This window comes from Tardiphaga sp. vice154 (assembly GCF_007018645.1).
GTDB lineage: Bacteria > Pseudomonadota > Alphaproteobacteria > Rhizobiales > Xanthobacteraceae > Tardiphaga.
This window is the reverse complement of record NZ_CP041399.1, coordinates 1,283,310-1,299,452: the sequence shown is the minus strand read 5'-3', so window position 1 is coordinate 1,299,452 and position 16,143 is coordinate 1,283,310. Positions and strand designations below refer to the sequence as shown.

Here is a 16,143-nt window from a genome sequence, read left to right as displayed (position 1 = left end):
CCTTTCTTGCTAACTGGGAAATTCGGCGAGGCCGAATTGGGTGGAAGATCGCGTTGGCACGACATTCGCGGTGCGGACGAGAGGGCCGATCGCGACCAGAGTGGCAAACAACAATGCAATTTCGAGGTGATAGACGACGCTGTAGCCGACCGCAGGATCGGTGAGCGCGCGGCCAAGCACGCCGTTCGAAGCCAGCGACGACACAACGTCGCGGATGCCGCCGCCGAGCGCGATGCCGCAGCCCGCTGCGGTCGCCTGCACCGCGCCCCAGGTGCCGAGCGCCAGCCCGCTCTCGCCGTCGCGCGCCAGCCCCATCGCCGCGGTCAGCGTGCCCGCCGCGAACAGGCCGCCGCCGAACCCGATCAGCGCGGTGCCGATGCGGAACAGGACCACCGAATTCAAGGGCGCCGAGAAGATCACCGCGGCAAAGGCGAACACCCCGGCCACCGCGCCGAACCCGGCCACGCGATACGGATCGGCATTGCGCCCGAGCGTGCGCGCCGCCAGGCCGAAGCCGGCGAGCGTGCCGACGGCAAAGAACGCGGTCAGCGCCGTGGTCTGACCCACCGTGAGCTTCAGCACTTCGGCGCCGAAGGGCTCCAGCAGGATGTCCTGCATCGAGAAGGCCGCGGTGCCCAGCGCCAGCGCCACCAGCACCCGCACCGATCCGCCGGAGCTGCGGAATCTGGCCCAAGATTGCTGGAATGCCGGGCGCGCGCGGGTCGCCGAGGTCAGCGCCGGATTGCGCGCCTCCTGCTTCCACAGCGCCAGGATGTTGAGTACCAATTGCGTGACGGCGACGCCCTGGATCACCTGGATGAGTTTGATCTCGCTGAACTGACGCAGCAACTCGCTGAACAGCAGCGAACTGCCGGCCATGCCGATCAGCAGCATCACATAGAGAAACGCCACCACGCGCGGTCGCGCCTGCTCCGGCGCCAGATCGGTGGCGAGCGCCAGGCCCGCGGTCTGCACGGTATGCATGCCGGCGCCCACCATCAGAAACGCCAAAGCGGCGCCGAACTGGCCATACACCGCGGGATATTCACCGGTGCCGGACAGCACCAGCAGCGCAAACGGCAGCATCGCAAAACCGCCGAACTGCAATAGCGAGCCCATCCAGATATACGGCACCCGGCGCCAACCCAGCACCGAGCGGTGATTGTCCGAGCGATAGCCGATCAACACGCGGAACGGCGCGAACACCAGCGGTAGCGACACCATCAGCGACACCATCCAGGCTGGGACATCGAGCTCGACGATCATCACCCGGTTCAGCGTGCCATTCAGCAGTACGATGGAAATGCCGACCGAGACCTGGAACAACGACAGCCGCAGCAGCCGGCCGAGCGGCAGCTCGGCGGTCGCCGCATCGGCGAACGGAAGGAAGCGCGTACCGAGCTTCATCCAGCCTTTGGCCAATGTCGCGTTGATCGGGTTCATCGTTGGACCATCTCCAGCGCCTGCGAAGTATAGAAGCCACTAGCGATGCGGCGGCTGCGTGAGGAAGTCCAGCGCTCCAGCCCCTGTTCGCGTTCCAGCAGATCGAGCAGTTTTTGCGATGCCACGGGTTCGATCGCCGGCGCGCGGTCGCCTCGCGGAAACAGCCGGCCGACCGCGTGCAGGACGGTGAGCACCGGCGTCTTCGGCGCGAACGTCACCAGCATCGCCGCATCGGTGCGCGCGGCAAGGCCGGCCATGATACGGCAGATGTCGGCAGCGTAGTAATGGATCAGCGAATCCATCGCGACGACGAAGTCGAACCGGCCGAGCCTGGCGTCGAGCATGTCACCGGAGCGGAAATCGATCGACGACGGATCGATATCGGACGGCATCCGCTGTTGCGCGACGCCCACCAGTGTCGGCGACAGGTCGACCGCTACCACCTTCGCGCCGCGCCTAGCTGCCTCGATCGACAGCGCGCCGGTGCCGCAGCCGGCATCGAGCAGCCGCGCGCCGCTGAGATTTTCAGGCAGCCACGACAGCAGCGTATTGCGCATCTCGTCGCGACCGGCGCGCACGGTGGCGCGGATACGGCCGACCGGCGCGTCCGACGTCAGCCGCTCCCAGGCCTCGACGGCGGTGCGGTCGAAATAGGTCTGCAGCTCAACGCGTCGTTCGAGATAGCTGGCGGCGTTCATGGCGGGATCCCTCAATCAAAGCCAAGCAGATCGAAAATGTCGCGGTCCTTCATCGATTTTCCGGATGTCGGCACCACCTTGCCCTCCCACAATTCGGTGGCGAGGCGCATGTATTCGTCGGTGACGGCCTTCAATTCCGGCGTCTCGTCCATCTCGAACAGCGTCGACTTCTTCAGGCGGCTCTTGCGGATGATGTCGAGATCGGGGAAATGCGCGACGCGGTTCAGCCCGGCGCGTTCGGCGTATTTGTCGATCTGGTCGGTGTCGCGGCTGCGGTTGGCGATCACGCCGCCGAGCCGCACGCCGTAATTCTTCGATTTGGCCTCGATCGCAGCCACGATCCGGTTCATCGCGAAGATCGAGTCGAAATCATTCGCCGCCACGATCAGCGCGCGGTCGGAATGCTGCAGCGGCGCCGCAAAGCCGCCGCAGACGACGTCGCCCAGCACGTCGAAGATCACCACGTCAGTGTCTTCGAGCAGGTGATGTTCCTTGAGGAGCTTGACGGTCTGCCCGACCACATAGCCGCCGCAGCCGGTGCCGGCCGGCGGCCCGCCCGCCTCCAGGCACATCACGCCATTGTAGCCTTCGAAAACAAAATCTTCCGGCCGCAATTCCTCGGCGTGGAAGTTCACGGATTCCAGCACATCGATCACCGTGGGCACCAGACGCTTGGTCAGCGTGAAGGTGGAGTCATGTTTGGGATCGCAGCCGATCTGCAGCACGCGCTTGCCGAGCTTGGAGAACGCAACCGACAGGTTCGACGACGTCGTGCTCTTGCCGATGCCGCCCTTGCCGTACACCGAGAAAACCTTGGCGGTGCCGATCTTCAGGGCGGGATCGAGCTGCACCTGCACGCTGCCTTCGCCGTCGCCGCAGCGCGAGGCGCTCTTCAGCCTGAGGTGGCCTTCCAACGCTGATGGAGGGGTCTGGATGTTCATGCGGCAACTCCCACGCCTTCAAGGCGGTCTTCGAGTTCTTCCCCAGCCCGGCGCAGCACGTCGAGCATTTCGGGATCGGGCGTCCAGTAGTTACGCTCGTGCGCTTCGATCAGGCGGTTGGCTACTTTGGCGGACGCCACAGGATTGAGTGCGGCGAGCCGCTCGCGCATTTCGGGATCAAGCACAAAGGTCTCGGTGAGCTGGCGATACACCCAGGGCTGCACTTCGCCTGTGGTGGCCGACCAGCCCATGGTGTTGGTGACGTGCTCCTCGATCTGGCGTACGCCCTCATAGCCATGCTTGAGCATGCCCTCGTACCATTTGGGATTGAGCATCCTCGTGCGGGTTTCCAGAGCCACCTGTTCCGACAGCGTCCGCACCGTGCCTGCGCCGCGGGTCTGGTCGCCGATATAGACACGTGCGGCCTCGCCGCCCTTGGCGCGCTTCACGGCGCGGCTGATGCCGCCCAGCGTGTCGAAATAATGATCGACGGTGGTGACACCGAGTTCGACTGAATCGAGGTTCTGATAGGCCAGATCGACGGTGGCCAGCGCATTGTTCAATAGCGCCGTCTGCTGCACCGGCTGGCCTTTCAGACCATAGGCAAAACTCTTGCGACGGGTATAGGTCTCGGCGAGTTCGTCCTCGTCGTCCCAGCGGCCGTTTTCGACCAGATGGTTGACGTTGGAGCCATAGGCGCCATCGGCATTGCCGAACACCCGCAGCGACGCTGTCTCCATGTCGCCGCCATGCTCGGCCTGATAGGCCAGCGCGTGCTTGCGAACGAAGTTCTGTTCGAGCGGCTCGTCGGCCGATGCCGCCAGGAAGCAGGCTTCGGCCAGCAGCTTGATCTGCAGCGGCAACAGATCGCGGAAGATGCCGGACATCGTGACGATGACGTCGATCCGCGGCCGCGTCATTTCGGCCAGAGGGACCAGTTCGGCGCCGCTCAGGCGCCCATAGCTGTCGAAGCGCGGCCGGGCGCCGAGCAAGGCCAGAGCCTGCGCGATCGGCGCGCCCTCGTTCTTCAGGTTGTCGGTGCCCCACAACACGATTGCCACCGATTCCGGCAGTGCGTTGCCGTCGGCGACATGGCGATCGATCAGGCGGGCCGCCTGCGCGGCACCGTCCTGCACGGCAAAGGCGCTGGGAATGCGGAACGGATCGAAGCCGTGCACATTGCGCCCGGTCGGCAGAATGGCCGGCGTGCGCAGCACGTCGCCGCCGGGCGTAGGCCGGATGAAGCCGCCATCGAGCGCATGCAGAATACCCGGCAGTTCGTGGTCCTCGGCGATCAGGCGATCGATCATCGCGAGTTGCTCGACCAGTACATCGTCCGCAAGATCGGCCAGCTTTTCGCCGCGCACCACCGCCTCGAACAGAGCGCGGTCCGGCCGGACGCCATGCGAGGCATCGGCTACCGCCTGCAGCATCTCGATGCGCTGCTCGACCGAGGGCGTCTCGCCGACCACATGCAGGCCGTGCGGGATCAAGGTATATTCGAGTTCCAGCACCGCCTCGGACAGCGCCGCGATGGCCTTCTCTGCGCTGCTGCCCCAGGCCGGGCTGGCCTCGGCGAGTTCAAGCGCGCTGGCTTGCATCTGGATCATGATCGCGAGGTTGATGGTTTCTCCCTCGTCCTCCGGCGAGCAACCGCGCCAGCGTTCGATCGAAGCCTTCAGCTCGAGCAGCCCCTTGTACAGTCCGGCATGCGCGACCGGCGGCGTCAGATAGCTGATCAGGGTTGCGGCGGAGCGGCGCTTGGCGATCGTGCCTTCGGACGGATTGTTCGAGGCATAGAGATAGATGTTGGGCAGGTCGGCGATCATGCGGTCCGGCCAGCAGGCGGCGGACATTCCGGCCTGCTTGCCCGGCATGAACTCGAGCGCGCCATGGGTGCCGAAATGCAGTACGGCATGGGCGCCAAAATCCTCGCGCAGCCAGCGATAGAACGCCGAGAAGGCGTGCGTCGGCGCAAATCCCTTCTCGAACAACAGCCGCATCGGATCGCCTTCGTAGCCGAAGGCCGGCTGGATCCCGACGAAGACGTTGCCGAACCGCTCGCCCAGCACGAAGATCGAACTGCCGTCGCTCTGCTGCCGGCCGGGCGCCGGTCCCCATTGCGCCTCGATGTCGCGCAGATATTTTTCGCGGGTGACGTGATCGCCGGCGGCAATGCGCGCATGCACGTTGGCATCAGCCCCGAAGCGTCCGGCATTGCCGACGACAATGCGCTCGCGCAGTTCGTCGACGGAGGCCGGCACCTCGACCTGATAGCCTTCGCGCGCCATTGCCTGCAGCGTCCGCTGCAGGGATTCGAACACCGACAGGAATGCCGCCGTGCCGGTGTTGCCGGCGTTCGGCGGGAAGTTAAACAGCACGATCGCCACCTTGCGCTCGGCGCGGGCGGCGCGGCGCAACTCGACCAGCCGCAGCGTGCGCGACGCCAGCATCTGCGCCCGCTCGGCGCAGACATGCATGTTGCCGCCGATCGCGGCGCGCTCGAACACACAGTGCCTATCGCAGCCGGTGCACGGCGCGCCGGCGCCGTCGGAACGCCCGCCATAGACCATCGGCCCGGCCGCGCCGTCGAGTTCGGGGATCGCCACCATGATGGTGCTCTCCACCGGCATCAACCCGCGGTCGGACGCGCCCCACTGCTCCAGCGTCTGGAATTCCACCGGATGCGCCGACAGATAGGGCACGTCGAGCGTCGCGAGAATGTCCTCGGCGGCCTTCGCGTCATTATAGGCGGGACCGCCGACCAGCGAGAAACCGGTTAGCGACACCACGGCATCGACGCGGCTGCGGCCATCCTTCATGAAGAAGCGCTCGATCGCCGGGCGCTGGTCGAGACCGCTGGCAAAGGCCGGGATCACGCGTAGCCCCTTCGCCTCGAAGGCGGCAATGACGCCGTCATAATGGCCGGAATTTCCTGCCAGCAGATAAGAGCGCAGCATCAAGACGCCGACCGTGCCGCGTGCCTGGGCAAGCTCCGGCAGCTGGTCGGCACTGTCCGAGATCCGCGCCGCCATGCGCGGATGGTAGACGCCGATATCGGCATAATCGACCGGGGCCGCGGGCTTGGCGATGCCGCGCAGCGCGCGGCGCGGGCCGTCGGCATAGCGGTCCACCAGCAGGCGGACCATGTTGGCGATGTTCTGCTCCGATCCCGCCAGCCAGTATTGCAGCGTCAGGAAATAAGCGCGCATGTCCTGCGCGGTGCCGGGGATGAAGCGCAGGATTTTCGGCAGCCGGCGCAGCATCGCCATCTCGCCCTTGCCGCCGGCGGGCTTGCCGTCGCGCTTGCCGCGCAGCTTCTTCAGCCAGCCGATCACGCCCATCGATTCGCCGGACATATCGAACTTGCCGACCCGGCTCAGCTTCACCACCTCGGACGCCGACATGCAGCCGATCATCGCGTCGCAGCCATCGCGGCGTGCGGCCAGCGCCGGCATCACCGCGCGGACGTGATCGTCAAGGAACAGCATGGTGGCAATGACGATGTCGCCGCGCGCGATGTCGGCATGACAGCGCGCCAATGCCGCGTCGTTGCTGCCCCATTCGTCCGCGGCATGGACCGCAAGGTCGAGTCCGGGGAACTCGCGCTGCAACACCTTGGAAGCACGCGCCGCCGCACCGGACAAATGGCTGTCCATGGTCACGATGACGACGCGGACCGGCGTCTCAAGAACGGGCGTAATGCGCTTTTGCATCGTACAAGGTCTCGACGGTGATGGTGGTTACGCCATTTTCATTGGCAAAGCGTTCGGTGTTGCGGCGAGCCTTGCCGCGCACGAAAAACGGGATCTTGTGCAGCTCTTTCTCGGCCTCGGCACCCCATACCGCGGCACTCTCCGACGCCGGCTGCGGCGCGACCGCTGCTGCAGCGACGACCGGAGCCTCCGCGGGTGGTGCGGCATGGCCGCGGCCGAGATGCGACGGCAACGCCCCGTCCTGAAACTCGAAATCATCCTTGAACATCGCCAGCAGATGTTCTTCGAGGCCCATCATCAGCGGATGGACCCACGTATCGAAGATCACATTGGCGCCTTCGAAGCCCATCTGCGGGGCGTAGCGCGCCGGGAAATCCTGCACATGGACGGGCGCCGAGATCACCGCGCAGGGAATGCCCAGCCGCTTCGCGATGTGGCGCTCCATCTGCGTGCCGAGCACCAACTCCGGCTGCAGCTTGGCAACCTGGGCTTCGACTTCGAGATAGTCGTCGGTAATCAACGGTTCGACGTCGTACAGCTTGGCGGCCTCGCGAATCTCGCGGCCGAATTCGCGGGCGTAGGTGCCGAGCCCGACCACCTTGAAGCCGAGTTCGTCGGACGCAATGCGCGCTGCGGCGACGGCGTGGGTGGCATCGCCAAAGATGAAGACGCGCTTACCGGTCAGATAGGTCGAATCCACCGAGCGCGAATACCAGGGCAGCCGCGATGACGACGCATTGAGTGCCGGCGCGGGATCGACGCCGGCCATATGTGCCACTTCGGCAATGAAGTTGCGCGTGGCGGTGACGCCGATCGGAACGGTCTTGCTGAACGGCTGGCCGAAGATGCGCTGCAGCCAGGAAGCGGCTTGCCCCGCGATCTCCGGATACAGCACCACGTTGAAATCGGCGTCGCCGAGCCGCGCCAGATCGGCCGGGGTGGCGCCCATCGGCGCGGCCACGTTGATGTCGATGCCGAGCCGGCCGAGCAACGCGGTGATTTCAGTCACGTCGTCGCGATGGCGGAAACCGAGCGCGGTGGCGCCCAGCAGATTGCAGCTGGGCCGCCGGCCAGCGGTGCGGACACGCGGCGTGCCGGGTGGCGGCGCCGAGGGTCCCGCCAGCGCACGGACCAGCTGATAGAACGTCTCCGCGGCACCCCAGTTTTCCTTGCGCTGATAGGCCGGCAGATCGACCGTCACGACCGGGATCGGCAGGTTCAACGCCCGCGCCAGACCGCCGGGATCATCCTGGATCAGCGAGCCCGTGCAGGACGCGCCGACGATCATCGCCTGCGGCTGGAAGCGGTCATAGGCATTCCTGGCGGCGTTCTTGAACAATTCGGCGGTGTCGCCGCCGAGATCGCGCGCCGCAAACGTCGTGTAGGTGACCGGCGGGCGGCGGTCGCGGCGCTCGATCATGGTGAACAGCAGATCCGCATAGGTGTCGCCCTGCGGCGCGTGCAGCACGTAATGCAGGCCTTGCATCCCGGTCGCTATACGCATCGCGCCGACATGGGGAGGTCCTTCATATGTCCAGACAGTCAATTGCATGTCAGGCCACCAATCGCGATCGGCGCAGCAGCGGCCGCGCAAACAATTCGGCAAGGTCGGCGGCCTGCTCGAAGCCCTGGATCGGCGTGAACACCAGCTCGATCGACCATTTCGTGGTGATGCCCTCGGCCTCCAGCGGATTGGCGAGGCCAAGCCCGCACAGCGCGATGTCAGGCTTGGCCGCCCGGCAGCGATCGAGCTGCAGGTCGACATCCTGTCCTTCGGTGATCGCCACGTCGCCGGGCAGCAGCCGCAGTTCTTCCGCCATATGCTCGCGGTGCAAATAGGGCGTGCCGACCTCGGCGAGCTTCATGCCCAGCTCGCGCGACAGGAATCGCGCCAGCGGGATTTCGAGCTGCGAGTCGGGAAACAGGAAGATGCTGCGTCCGCCCAGTTCGTCACGGTAGCGGGACAGCGCGCGCTCGGCGCGGTCGCGCGAGGTCTGCGTCACCGCATCGAACACGCCGCGGGAGATACCAAAGGCCTGCGCCGCGGCCCACAGCCATGCGGTGGTACCATCGACGCCGAGCGGGAACGGCGCCGCGATCCGCGTGGCACCGCGCTCTTCGAGCGCCCGCGCCGTGTCCGCGAGGAACGGCTGTGCCAGCAGGAATTTCGTGCTCGGGCCGACGCCGGGCATCGACAGCGAATCGCGCGACGGCAGAAAGCGCACCGGGCCGATGCCGAGCGCCTCGAACATCCGCGTAAACTGGTCTTCGACCACGTCGGCCAGCGCGCCGACGACCATAAGAGTGTCCTCGCTCGTCCGCGCGCGGGGGAGTGTGGGGACGAGCGAGGCGAGACAGGCATCCTCGCCCTGCGTGAATGTCGTCTCGATTCCGCTGCCGGAGTACTGCAGCACGCGCACGCCCGGCAACAAACGCTGCGACAGCCGCAACGCTGCCCGCGACAGGTCGAGCTTGATCACTTCCGACGGGCAGGAGCCGACCAGGAACAACAGGCGGATATCCGGCCGCCGGGCGATCAGCTGGGTGACGATCCGGTCCAGCTCGTCATTGGCATCGGTCAGCCCGGCCAGATCCTTCTCTTCCATGATCGCGGTGGCAAAGCGCGGCTCCGCGAAAATCATCACGCCGGCGGCCGACTGGATCAGATGCGCGCAGGTGCGCGAACCCACGACAAGAAAGAAAGCGTCCTGAATCTTGCGGTGCAGCCAGACGATGCCCGTCAGCCCACAGAATACTTCGCGCTGCCCGCTTTCGCGACGCACCGGTCGCTGCGTCATCTCCGCGGCAGCACTGACGGCACAATTCGGAATATGCACGGTCATGCGCGGCTCCCTTCGGCGGTCGTCGACGCCGCTCGTTCGTCAAGCCTGGCTGCACGCAGCTTCAGCACGAACTGCGTGGCGTTGACGACGTAGGTGGCATAAGCCGCAAGGGCGAGCAGCATTTGCTGCCGGGGATCACCGAGGCCGATCAGCACCGCACCCAGATAGGCGGTGTGCAGCGCCAGAACGAGGAAGCTGAACACGTCCTCCCAGTAAAAGGCGGGGGCGAACAGATAGCAGCCGAACACCTCGCGTTCCCAGATCGCACCGGTGATCATGATCGCGTAGAGCGTCAACGTCTTCAGCACGACCGACGCGGTCGTCAGCGCATAGCCGTCGCCGGTAATCAGGCAACGGACGACAAAAGCGAGGCTGACGAGAAAGACGAGAAATTGTACCGGGGCCAGCACGCCCTGCACCAGCGTCCACGGGCTGGCGTCGCGGCGCAGGCGTTGTTCTGGCGTGTAAAGCGGCGGGCGTCGGGTTTGGGATCTGAGTCCCTTAGCATCCGCAGCGACGGTTTCATGCGCCGCACTGTAAAGATCAATTGACAGTCCAGCTTCGTGGTGGTGCGATGTTCTCCGGGGAATACCACCGTCCCTGAGCGACAACTGCTCGTTGTGCGAGGGAAGGGCTTCCTTGAAGGACTTTGAACCGTACACCGCTCCACTCCCTATGTGCGGCCTTGATACGGAAAGGCTAGGCTCGGTTTTCAGAACTGTCAACTAGTCGATACGTAAATTAGACTTGACGCTTTATCGGGGTATTGGGTTAAATTGTGCCGGGGGGTGTATGAACATGTCCGACGTCAACGAGCAGTCCGCTTCAACCGGTTCGACCGATACCGGACGCCCCTCCCGCCGCGTCAGAGAGCGACTGGCAAATCCGATGTCGCGCCTGCGTCCTGCATCGGGGGGCGTGGTCGAAACACTGCGCACCCACATCATCCCCAGGATCGTACTGGCGTTTCGCTCGCTTCCCGCCGTGGCCGGACCGGTCGCCGTGGATACAACCGAGCCTGATGCGGTCGAGGCGTTCGCCCGCCTGATCGTCAGCCTCGATGACGAGGCCGCATCCGCTCACGTCGAGAAATTGCTGGCCGGCGGCGCCAGCGTCGAATCGGTATTGCTGGAATTGCTGGCCCCCACCGCGCGGCATCTCGGCACGCTCTGGGAATCCGACGCGGAGGATTTCGTCACGGTGACCCTCGGCGTCGGCCGGCTGCACCGGATCATGCGGCGGCTCGGCGATGCCTTTTTCAACGAGGGCCATGCTGCCGGCAGCGGCCAGTCCATATTGTTGACCATCATTCCCGGCGAACAGCACAGCTTCGGCCTGTCGATGGTCGCCGAGTTTTTCCGCCGCGAGGGCTGGAATCTGTGCACCGGGCCGTTTTCATCGCATCAGGAATTGATATCTCTGGTGCAAAGTCATTGGTTCGACGTGGTCGGATTTTCCGTCAGCAGCGATCGTCGCCTCGACGAGCTCCGCCAGGACATCAGCGCCATCCGGCGTGACGCCCGCAACCGAAAGATCGGCATCATACTGGGCGGACCGATGGTCATGATTCAGCCCGACCTCGTGCAATCGATGGGCGCGGACATGATGTCGATCGACGCTGCTACGGCGCCGCATCAGGCGCATGAGCTGATCCTGCGATTGACACCGCGCGGCTGACAAGCATCGATGCGGGAGCTGACCTGCCATCCGGGCGGCAGGCCGGCATGCCTGGACAGGCGGCGCCGGCGTTAGCTGCGCGGATTCTCGCTCCCCGCCGTGCGCGAAGCGTGCCAGATCAGCTGCTCCAGAACCGCTGCGGTCCGCAGCGTCGAGCTGCGCACGCTCTCCAGCATCTCGGCGATCCGACCGGCCTCGACGCCGTAGGTGATCTCCAGCGCAGCGAGCTGGGCGTTCTCCACCACCGAGGCCAGCAGATTCTGGTAGACGAGGTCGGCCTTCGAATCGAGCCGCACCGAAAGGGTGCGGTGACTCTGGATGATGCCCTCCTGAAACCGGCTGCGCGCCGCCTCAGCCGTCTTGCGATCGGTGATATCGGAGAAGATCAGCACGAAACCGAGCACCCGGTCGCGCGAGGGCTGCACCGGATCGGCCCGCAGCGAAAGCGGCTGCTCGCGATTGCCCTGGTTGCGCAACAACAACTCGCCGCGCCACGGCCGGCTATGGTGAATGAGTTCGCCGAGATTCCACGAGAACTGGTCGGCGTTCTCGAACAGATCGGCGAGATCCTGCAGCACGTCGAACCCGCCGTCGCGGTCCGGCACCAGCATCCTGAAGGCCTTGTTCGCCAGCAGGATCCGGCCTGCAGTATCGGCGATGATCACCGGCTGTTCTGAAATCCGGACGTGGCTGCTGAACTGCTCGAGCTGGTCCTGCGCAATCAGCGTTCGCACCGCACGAAACTGCAGCACGATGTCGGCCACCGTCTGCCCGATCAGCCGCGCCGAGGCGATATCCGCCGGCGTCCACGGATCGGACGTGCCTTCGACCTGCTGGTGCCATTGCGCGAAAGATCGCCGCGGCGAGAGGTCGCGCGGGTCGCTGCCGATAATGAACGGTTTTTCGGGATCGCCACCCCATGTCACCGTGCGGATCCGCTCCGGGCGAAACCAGATCAAATATTCGCCGGGATTGTCCGAGAACGCCGCGGCGACAATGCCGCTTGCCACTTTGGTCAGTCCGGCAAAAGCCGGGACGTCGAGGCCAAGGGCCGCGGTCGCGATAACAGGCGCGCGCGTTTGCGCGTCGATCCAGGCTCCGATAGCGCGGATTTCCTGGGTGCCCGGCACCTCGCCAGCGACAATGACCTGGCCTTCGTAGATCAGTGCGCTGCCGGTGGCGCCGAGTGGCTGAAGGATCGATTGCGAACTGTCGTAAATCGCGCTGCGCCAGTCGCCATCGCGCGACATCGCCTCGATCATGCGCTGTTCGAGTCGCTGCACGAACAATTCGGACTGGCTCTGCGCAAAGCTCTCCAGCGCAGCGATCCGCGTCGCAATGGCCTCGGCCAGCAGTTCGCACACTGCCCGGAGTTCGAAATGGATGAAGCGCGGCTCGTAATGATGGCAGGCGACCAGCCCCCACAGCCGGCCGGCCACCATCAGCGACACGACCAGCGTCGCGCCGACGCCCATGTTCTTGAGATACTGCAGATGGATCGGTGACATGCTGCGCAGGAAGCACGACGACATGTCGAGATCGCAACCGCTGAGCGGCGACAGCCGCGGCTGCAACGGCACCGGCTCGTAATTGACATCGACCAGCACGCGGACACGCGTTTGCTCATAGAGTCGCCGCGCCATGTGCGGAATGTCCGACGACGGATAGCGATTGCCGAGAAAGGCTTCCAACTCTGGCCTGCGGCGTTCCGAAAAAACCTCGCCGTGGCCCTCGTCGTCGAAGCGATAGACCATCACCCGGTCATAGCCGGTGCGATCCTGAAACAGCGTAGCGGCCTCGTCGCACAGCGCACGCAGCGAGGTTGTCGAGCGGACCTTGTCCAGCGCGCTGGCGACGTTTGCGGTGAAATCGACGGAGGGACCGGCGCGCTCCAGCTCGATGATCAGGCCGCCCTCCGGCGGTCGATGCAGCAATCCATCAAACGCGGCGGCCGGGCTTCCGATCCGGCAGCGCACCGCAACCGGCGTGCCTTGCGACACGGCATCAAGATGCGGCAGTAGGCGGACCAGCAGATCGCCATCTATATCGGAAAGCGAAAGTCCGAGCACCTCGCCGAGCTTCAGGAACTCGGCGGCATTGGAACTACACTGTATGATGCGGTAATCGGGCTCGCTGACCACCAGCAACGCGCCATGCGGCTGTATCGATCCCGCAAGGTGAATTTCTTCACGCTCGCAATTCGATAGGTCGGCTTTTCCAAACGCTGGGGTAGCGAGGGAATGCGACGCCAAAACTAGTCCCCGGTGGTTTCCTCTGTGCCTGGCCCTCTGTCTTCGAGGCCATACCGGTTGAGCTTTGCATAAAGACTCTGCCGGCTCAACCCCAGTATTTCGGCTGTTGCAGTACGGTTGCCTTTTGCTAGCTCCAGCGCCTGCTTGACGTAGTGCTGCTCGACGATGCTTACCGTGTTCTTCACCAGCTTGCGCAGCGACGATTTGCCGATCTGCTCGGTCAGCGAACCCAGCGCCGTCCGCAGCATGTCGCCCTCCCCGGGAGCTGGCAACCGGCGCGACACGTTGCGCAGCAACACGCCGATGCGTCGGTCCTCCGGCGGGACTGACGAAAGGCTCTCGCCTTGATCGACGGCCGCCGCAGATATTTCGACATCCGTATCGGTACCAAGTTCGCCGCGGATGCTGGTGGTGAACATGCGGACGGTGCCATGCATGTCGATATTCGACAGCAGGGCGTTCAGATCGGCGCCCGGCTGCCACAGCCAGCGCCCGAGGCTTTCGCCGACGACGGAGCCCTTGGCGCCGACCTGCACCAGATCGAGGAACGCCTGGTTGGCGTGCGTGATGACCCCGGCGGCGTCGAGCGCGATGAACCCGTCCGGGAGAGAATCGACCAGCCCCTCGATGTTGGAGACCGCGCCGTTGCTGCGCTCCGGCGGCCGGGTGGCCGGGGTGAATTGCAGCAGGAAGACATGGCCGGGCTCCGCAGTGATCAGCGATCCCCTGAGCATCCACGGTTTCGCATCGGCGCCCAGATGCACCAGAATGCTGAGCGCCTTGCCGCGCTCACGCACGCGCGTCAGCATATCGCGGACGGCCTCGCGATCACTTGCGGCGACTTCATGCAGCAACTCGCGGCCGGCGAGATCCTCATTGCGGCGGCGCGACGAGTTCAATGCCTCCACGGCGGAGCGGTTGGCTTCGACGATCCGCATATTGGCCGCGGATACCATCACGACGGCCTCGTCGGAGGCATCGAACACCAGGCGATAGCGCGTTTCGATCTCGCGCAGTTTCCAGTAGTCGCGCTCCATGGTCTGCTGCGCCGCAATGAGGCGCGTCTGCAGTTCGGCGACGGCTTTCAAATTTTTGCCAACCGCCAGCATCCCGGCGCGACCGCCGAGCAGGACGGTGGTGAACTCCATCGGAATTTCGGCGCCGCTCGGAAAAAGCTGGTTGATCTGGCGAAATGCGCTGATGCCGCTGACGCGCGCATCGTCCACCATGCGCCGGACCTTGTCGCCGCCTTGCCCGCCGGCGATCTCGATCCAGGGCCTCCCCAGCCAGGCCTCGACGCTCTCGCCGGCCATGGCGGTGGAGAGCGTCGCTTCGCGTATCACCCCCTCCATATCGAGAAGAAGGGTGAGGTCAGGCTGCATGGAAGGAGTAGGCACCATTCGCTTGCCGATCATATTCATCGTGTTTGACCACCCGGCCAAGCCTGATTGTCACATTTCGAAGCACAATTTATGCCAACGTTACATGACACATAGTCATCGCTTTGGCGACAACCTAGAGAGCAATGCGGCAAATCATTGTTCCAAGTCAATTCTCTGAGAGATCCTAACCGGAATACCACTGCATACCAGCAATCTCCGGCAGCCGATGCCATACTATGACACCTTTTACAGGCATTTCCAGGAACATTTCATCGACAACGAGATTTGACCTTTTTGCGTGTCAACGTATCTTAACACAATGCCGCGCCGGCAGGAATGAAAATCATGGAGAGAATCGTGGGAAGTCGAAGTCAACGTCTTCAAGTCGCTGCAGTGGTCGCCGTTCTGCTTTCGGTCGGGGGATCCGCATCGGCGCAGGATGCCGCCAAGGGCGAGCAGGTTTTCAAGCAGTGTATGACCTGTCACCGCATCGGGCCGGATGCGAAAAATCTGGTCGGGCCGGTTCTGACCGGTATCATCGGCCGACAATCCGGCACCGCTCCCGGCTTTGCCTATTCGGCGATCAACAAAGCCGCCGGCGAAAATGGGCTGGTTTGGACCAACGAGTTGATCATGGCTTATTTGCCCGATCCCAACGCCTTCATGAAAAAGTTTCTCACCGACAAGGGCAAGCCTGAACTGGCGACCGGATCGACCAAGATGGCGTTCAAGCTCGCCGACGAGCAGCAGCGCAAGGACGTGATCGCCTATATCGACAAATTCTCTGAAAAGAAGTGACGTCTCCCCGCGTCATTTTTGCCCGCATGATGGTGTCGCGCTCCCCCGGGCGCGACACCATCCTTTTTTGGTGACGGGTGTTGTCGGACGACTGGCCCGGGATCACGATGCGGCCAGGGATACGGCTAGGCGTGCCATCGGCGATAGAGATCGGCCAGATGCGCGATACCGGCGGCGGCCAACAATGCGCTGCACGCCATCCACCCGAAACCGGCTAGCGCCAGCCGCAAGGTGAGCAGCAGAAATGCGCCAGCCAGAACGTTCGGGATCAGGTCAGCGGTCGCGACACCGCGTCGCTTCCATCGCCACAGCGCGATCAGGGCAATGAGCTCGCATCCGACCAGCAGCAAGATTCCATCGACCAGATGACCGTTGGCAAATAGTTCAGCCATG

The 16,143-nt window shown here is 64.4% G+C and carries 12 protein-coding genes; 2 read left to right on the top strand and 10 right to left on the bottom strand.

Annotation, left to right across the window (positions count from 1 at the left end; all coding sequences use genetic code 11):
• Positions 1-9 precede the first annotated feature (9 nt).
• From FIU28_RS06070 to bchF, 7 genes are read right to left on the bottom strand one after another with little or no spacing between them, the layout of a single operon-like run.
• A complete protein-coding gene (locus FIU28_RS06070) occupies positions 10-1,443 on the bottom strand; it encodes a BCD family MFS transporter (RefSeq protein WP_143572111.1) in 1,434 nt (477 codons plus the stop codon).
• Positions 1,440-2,141, bottom strand: coding sequence for a magnesium protoporphyrin IX methyltransferase (gene bchM, locus FIU28_RS06065; protein ID WP_143572110.1), 702 nt, complete (start codon positions 2,139-2,141; stop codon positions 1,440-1,442). Before bchM ends, FIU28_RS06070 begins: the two co-directional genes overlap by 4 nt.
• Before the next feature lie 11 nt (positions 2,142-2,152).
• Positions 2,153-3,082: a ferredoxin:protochlorophyllide reductase (ATP-dependent) iron-sulfur ATP-binding protein gene (gene bchL, locus FIU28_RS06060; RefSeq protein ID WP_143572109.1), complete on the bottom strand. Its 930-nt coding sequence runs from the start codon at positions 3,080-3,082 to the stop codon at positions 2,153-2,155.
• Complete coding sequence (locus FIU28_RS06055; protein ID WP_143572108.1) at positions 3,079-6,798, bottom strand: magnesium chelatase subunit H; 3,720 nt, start codon at positions 6,796-6,798, stop codon at positions 3,079-3,081. Before FIU28_RS06055 ends, bchL begins: the two co-directional genes overlap by 4 nt.
• Entirely contained in the window at positions 6,770-8,350 is a 1,581-nt protein-coding gene (gene bchB / locus FIU28_RS06050; protein ID WP_143572107.1) for a ferredoxin:protochlorophyllide reductase (ATP-dependent) subunit B, read from the bottom strand. The genes FIU28_RS06055 and bchB overlap by 29 nt, the downstream gene beginning before the upstream one ends.
• A gap of 1 nt (position 8,351) precedes the next feature.
• Entirely contained in the window at positions 8,352-9,641 is a 1,290-nt protein-coding gene (locus FIU28_RS06045; RefSeq protein WP_143572106.1) for a ferredoxin:protochlorophyllide reductase (ATP-dependent) subunit N, read from the bottom strand.
• Positions 9,638-10,303, bottom strand: coding sequence for a 2-vinyl bacteriochlorophyllide hydratase (gene bchF / locus FIU28_RS06040; protein WP_441351626.1), 666 nt, complete (start codon positions 10,301-10,303; stop codon positions 9,638-9,640). Before bchF ends, FIU28_RS06045 begins: the two co-directional genes overlap by 4 nt.
• 136 nt (positions 10,304-10,439) lie before the next feature.
• Here bchF and FIU28_RS06035 point away from each other — a divergent pair, with 136 nt between their 5' ends.
• The gene (locus tag FIU28_RS06035; RefSeq protein ID WP_143572105.1) at positions 10,440-11,318 is read left to right on the top strand and encodes a cobalamin B12-binding domain-containing protein; all 879 of its coding nucleotides are present in this window, start codon (positions 10,440-10,442) and stop codon (positions 11,316-11,318) included.
• 71 nt (positions 11,319-11,389) lie between these two features.
• Here FIU28_RS06035 and FIU28_RS06030 read toward each other — a convergent pair whose 3' ends face one another.
• Positions 11,390-13,570, bottom strand: a complete 2,181-nt coding sequence (locus FIU28_RS06030) for a GAF domain-containing protein (RefSeq protein WP_143572104.1) — start codon at positions 13,568-13,570, stop codon at positions 11,390-11,392.
• A gap of 2 nt (positions 13,571-13,572) precedes the next feature.
• Entirely contained in the window at positions 13,573-14,991 is a 1,419-nt protein-coding gene (ppsR, locus tag FIU28_RS06025; protein ID WP_246660884.1) for a transcriptional regulator PpsR, read from the bottom strand.
• A gap of 306 nt (positions 14,992-15,297) precedes the next feature.
• On the opposite strand from ppsR, the gene FIU28_RS06020 reads away from it, so the two are divergent.
• Complete coding sequence (locus FIU28_RS06020) at positions 15,298-15,750, top strand: c-type cytochrome (RefSeq protein WP_143572103.1); 453 nt, start codon at positions 15,298-15,300, stop codon at positions 15,748-15,750.
• A gap of 125 nt (positions 15,751-15,875) precedes the next feature.
• Here the strand turns inward: FIU28_RS06020 and FIU28_RS06015 are convergent, their stop codons facing one another.
• On the bottom strand, positions 15,876-16,142 hold the full coding sequence (locus FIU28_RS06015) for a hypothetical protein (RefSeq protein WP_143572102.1): 267 nt from the start codon (positions 16,140-16,142) through the stop codon (positions 15,876-15,878).
• Position 16,143: the final 1 nt, after the last annotated feature.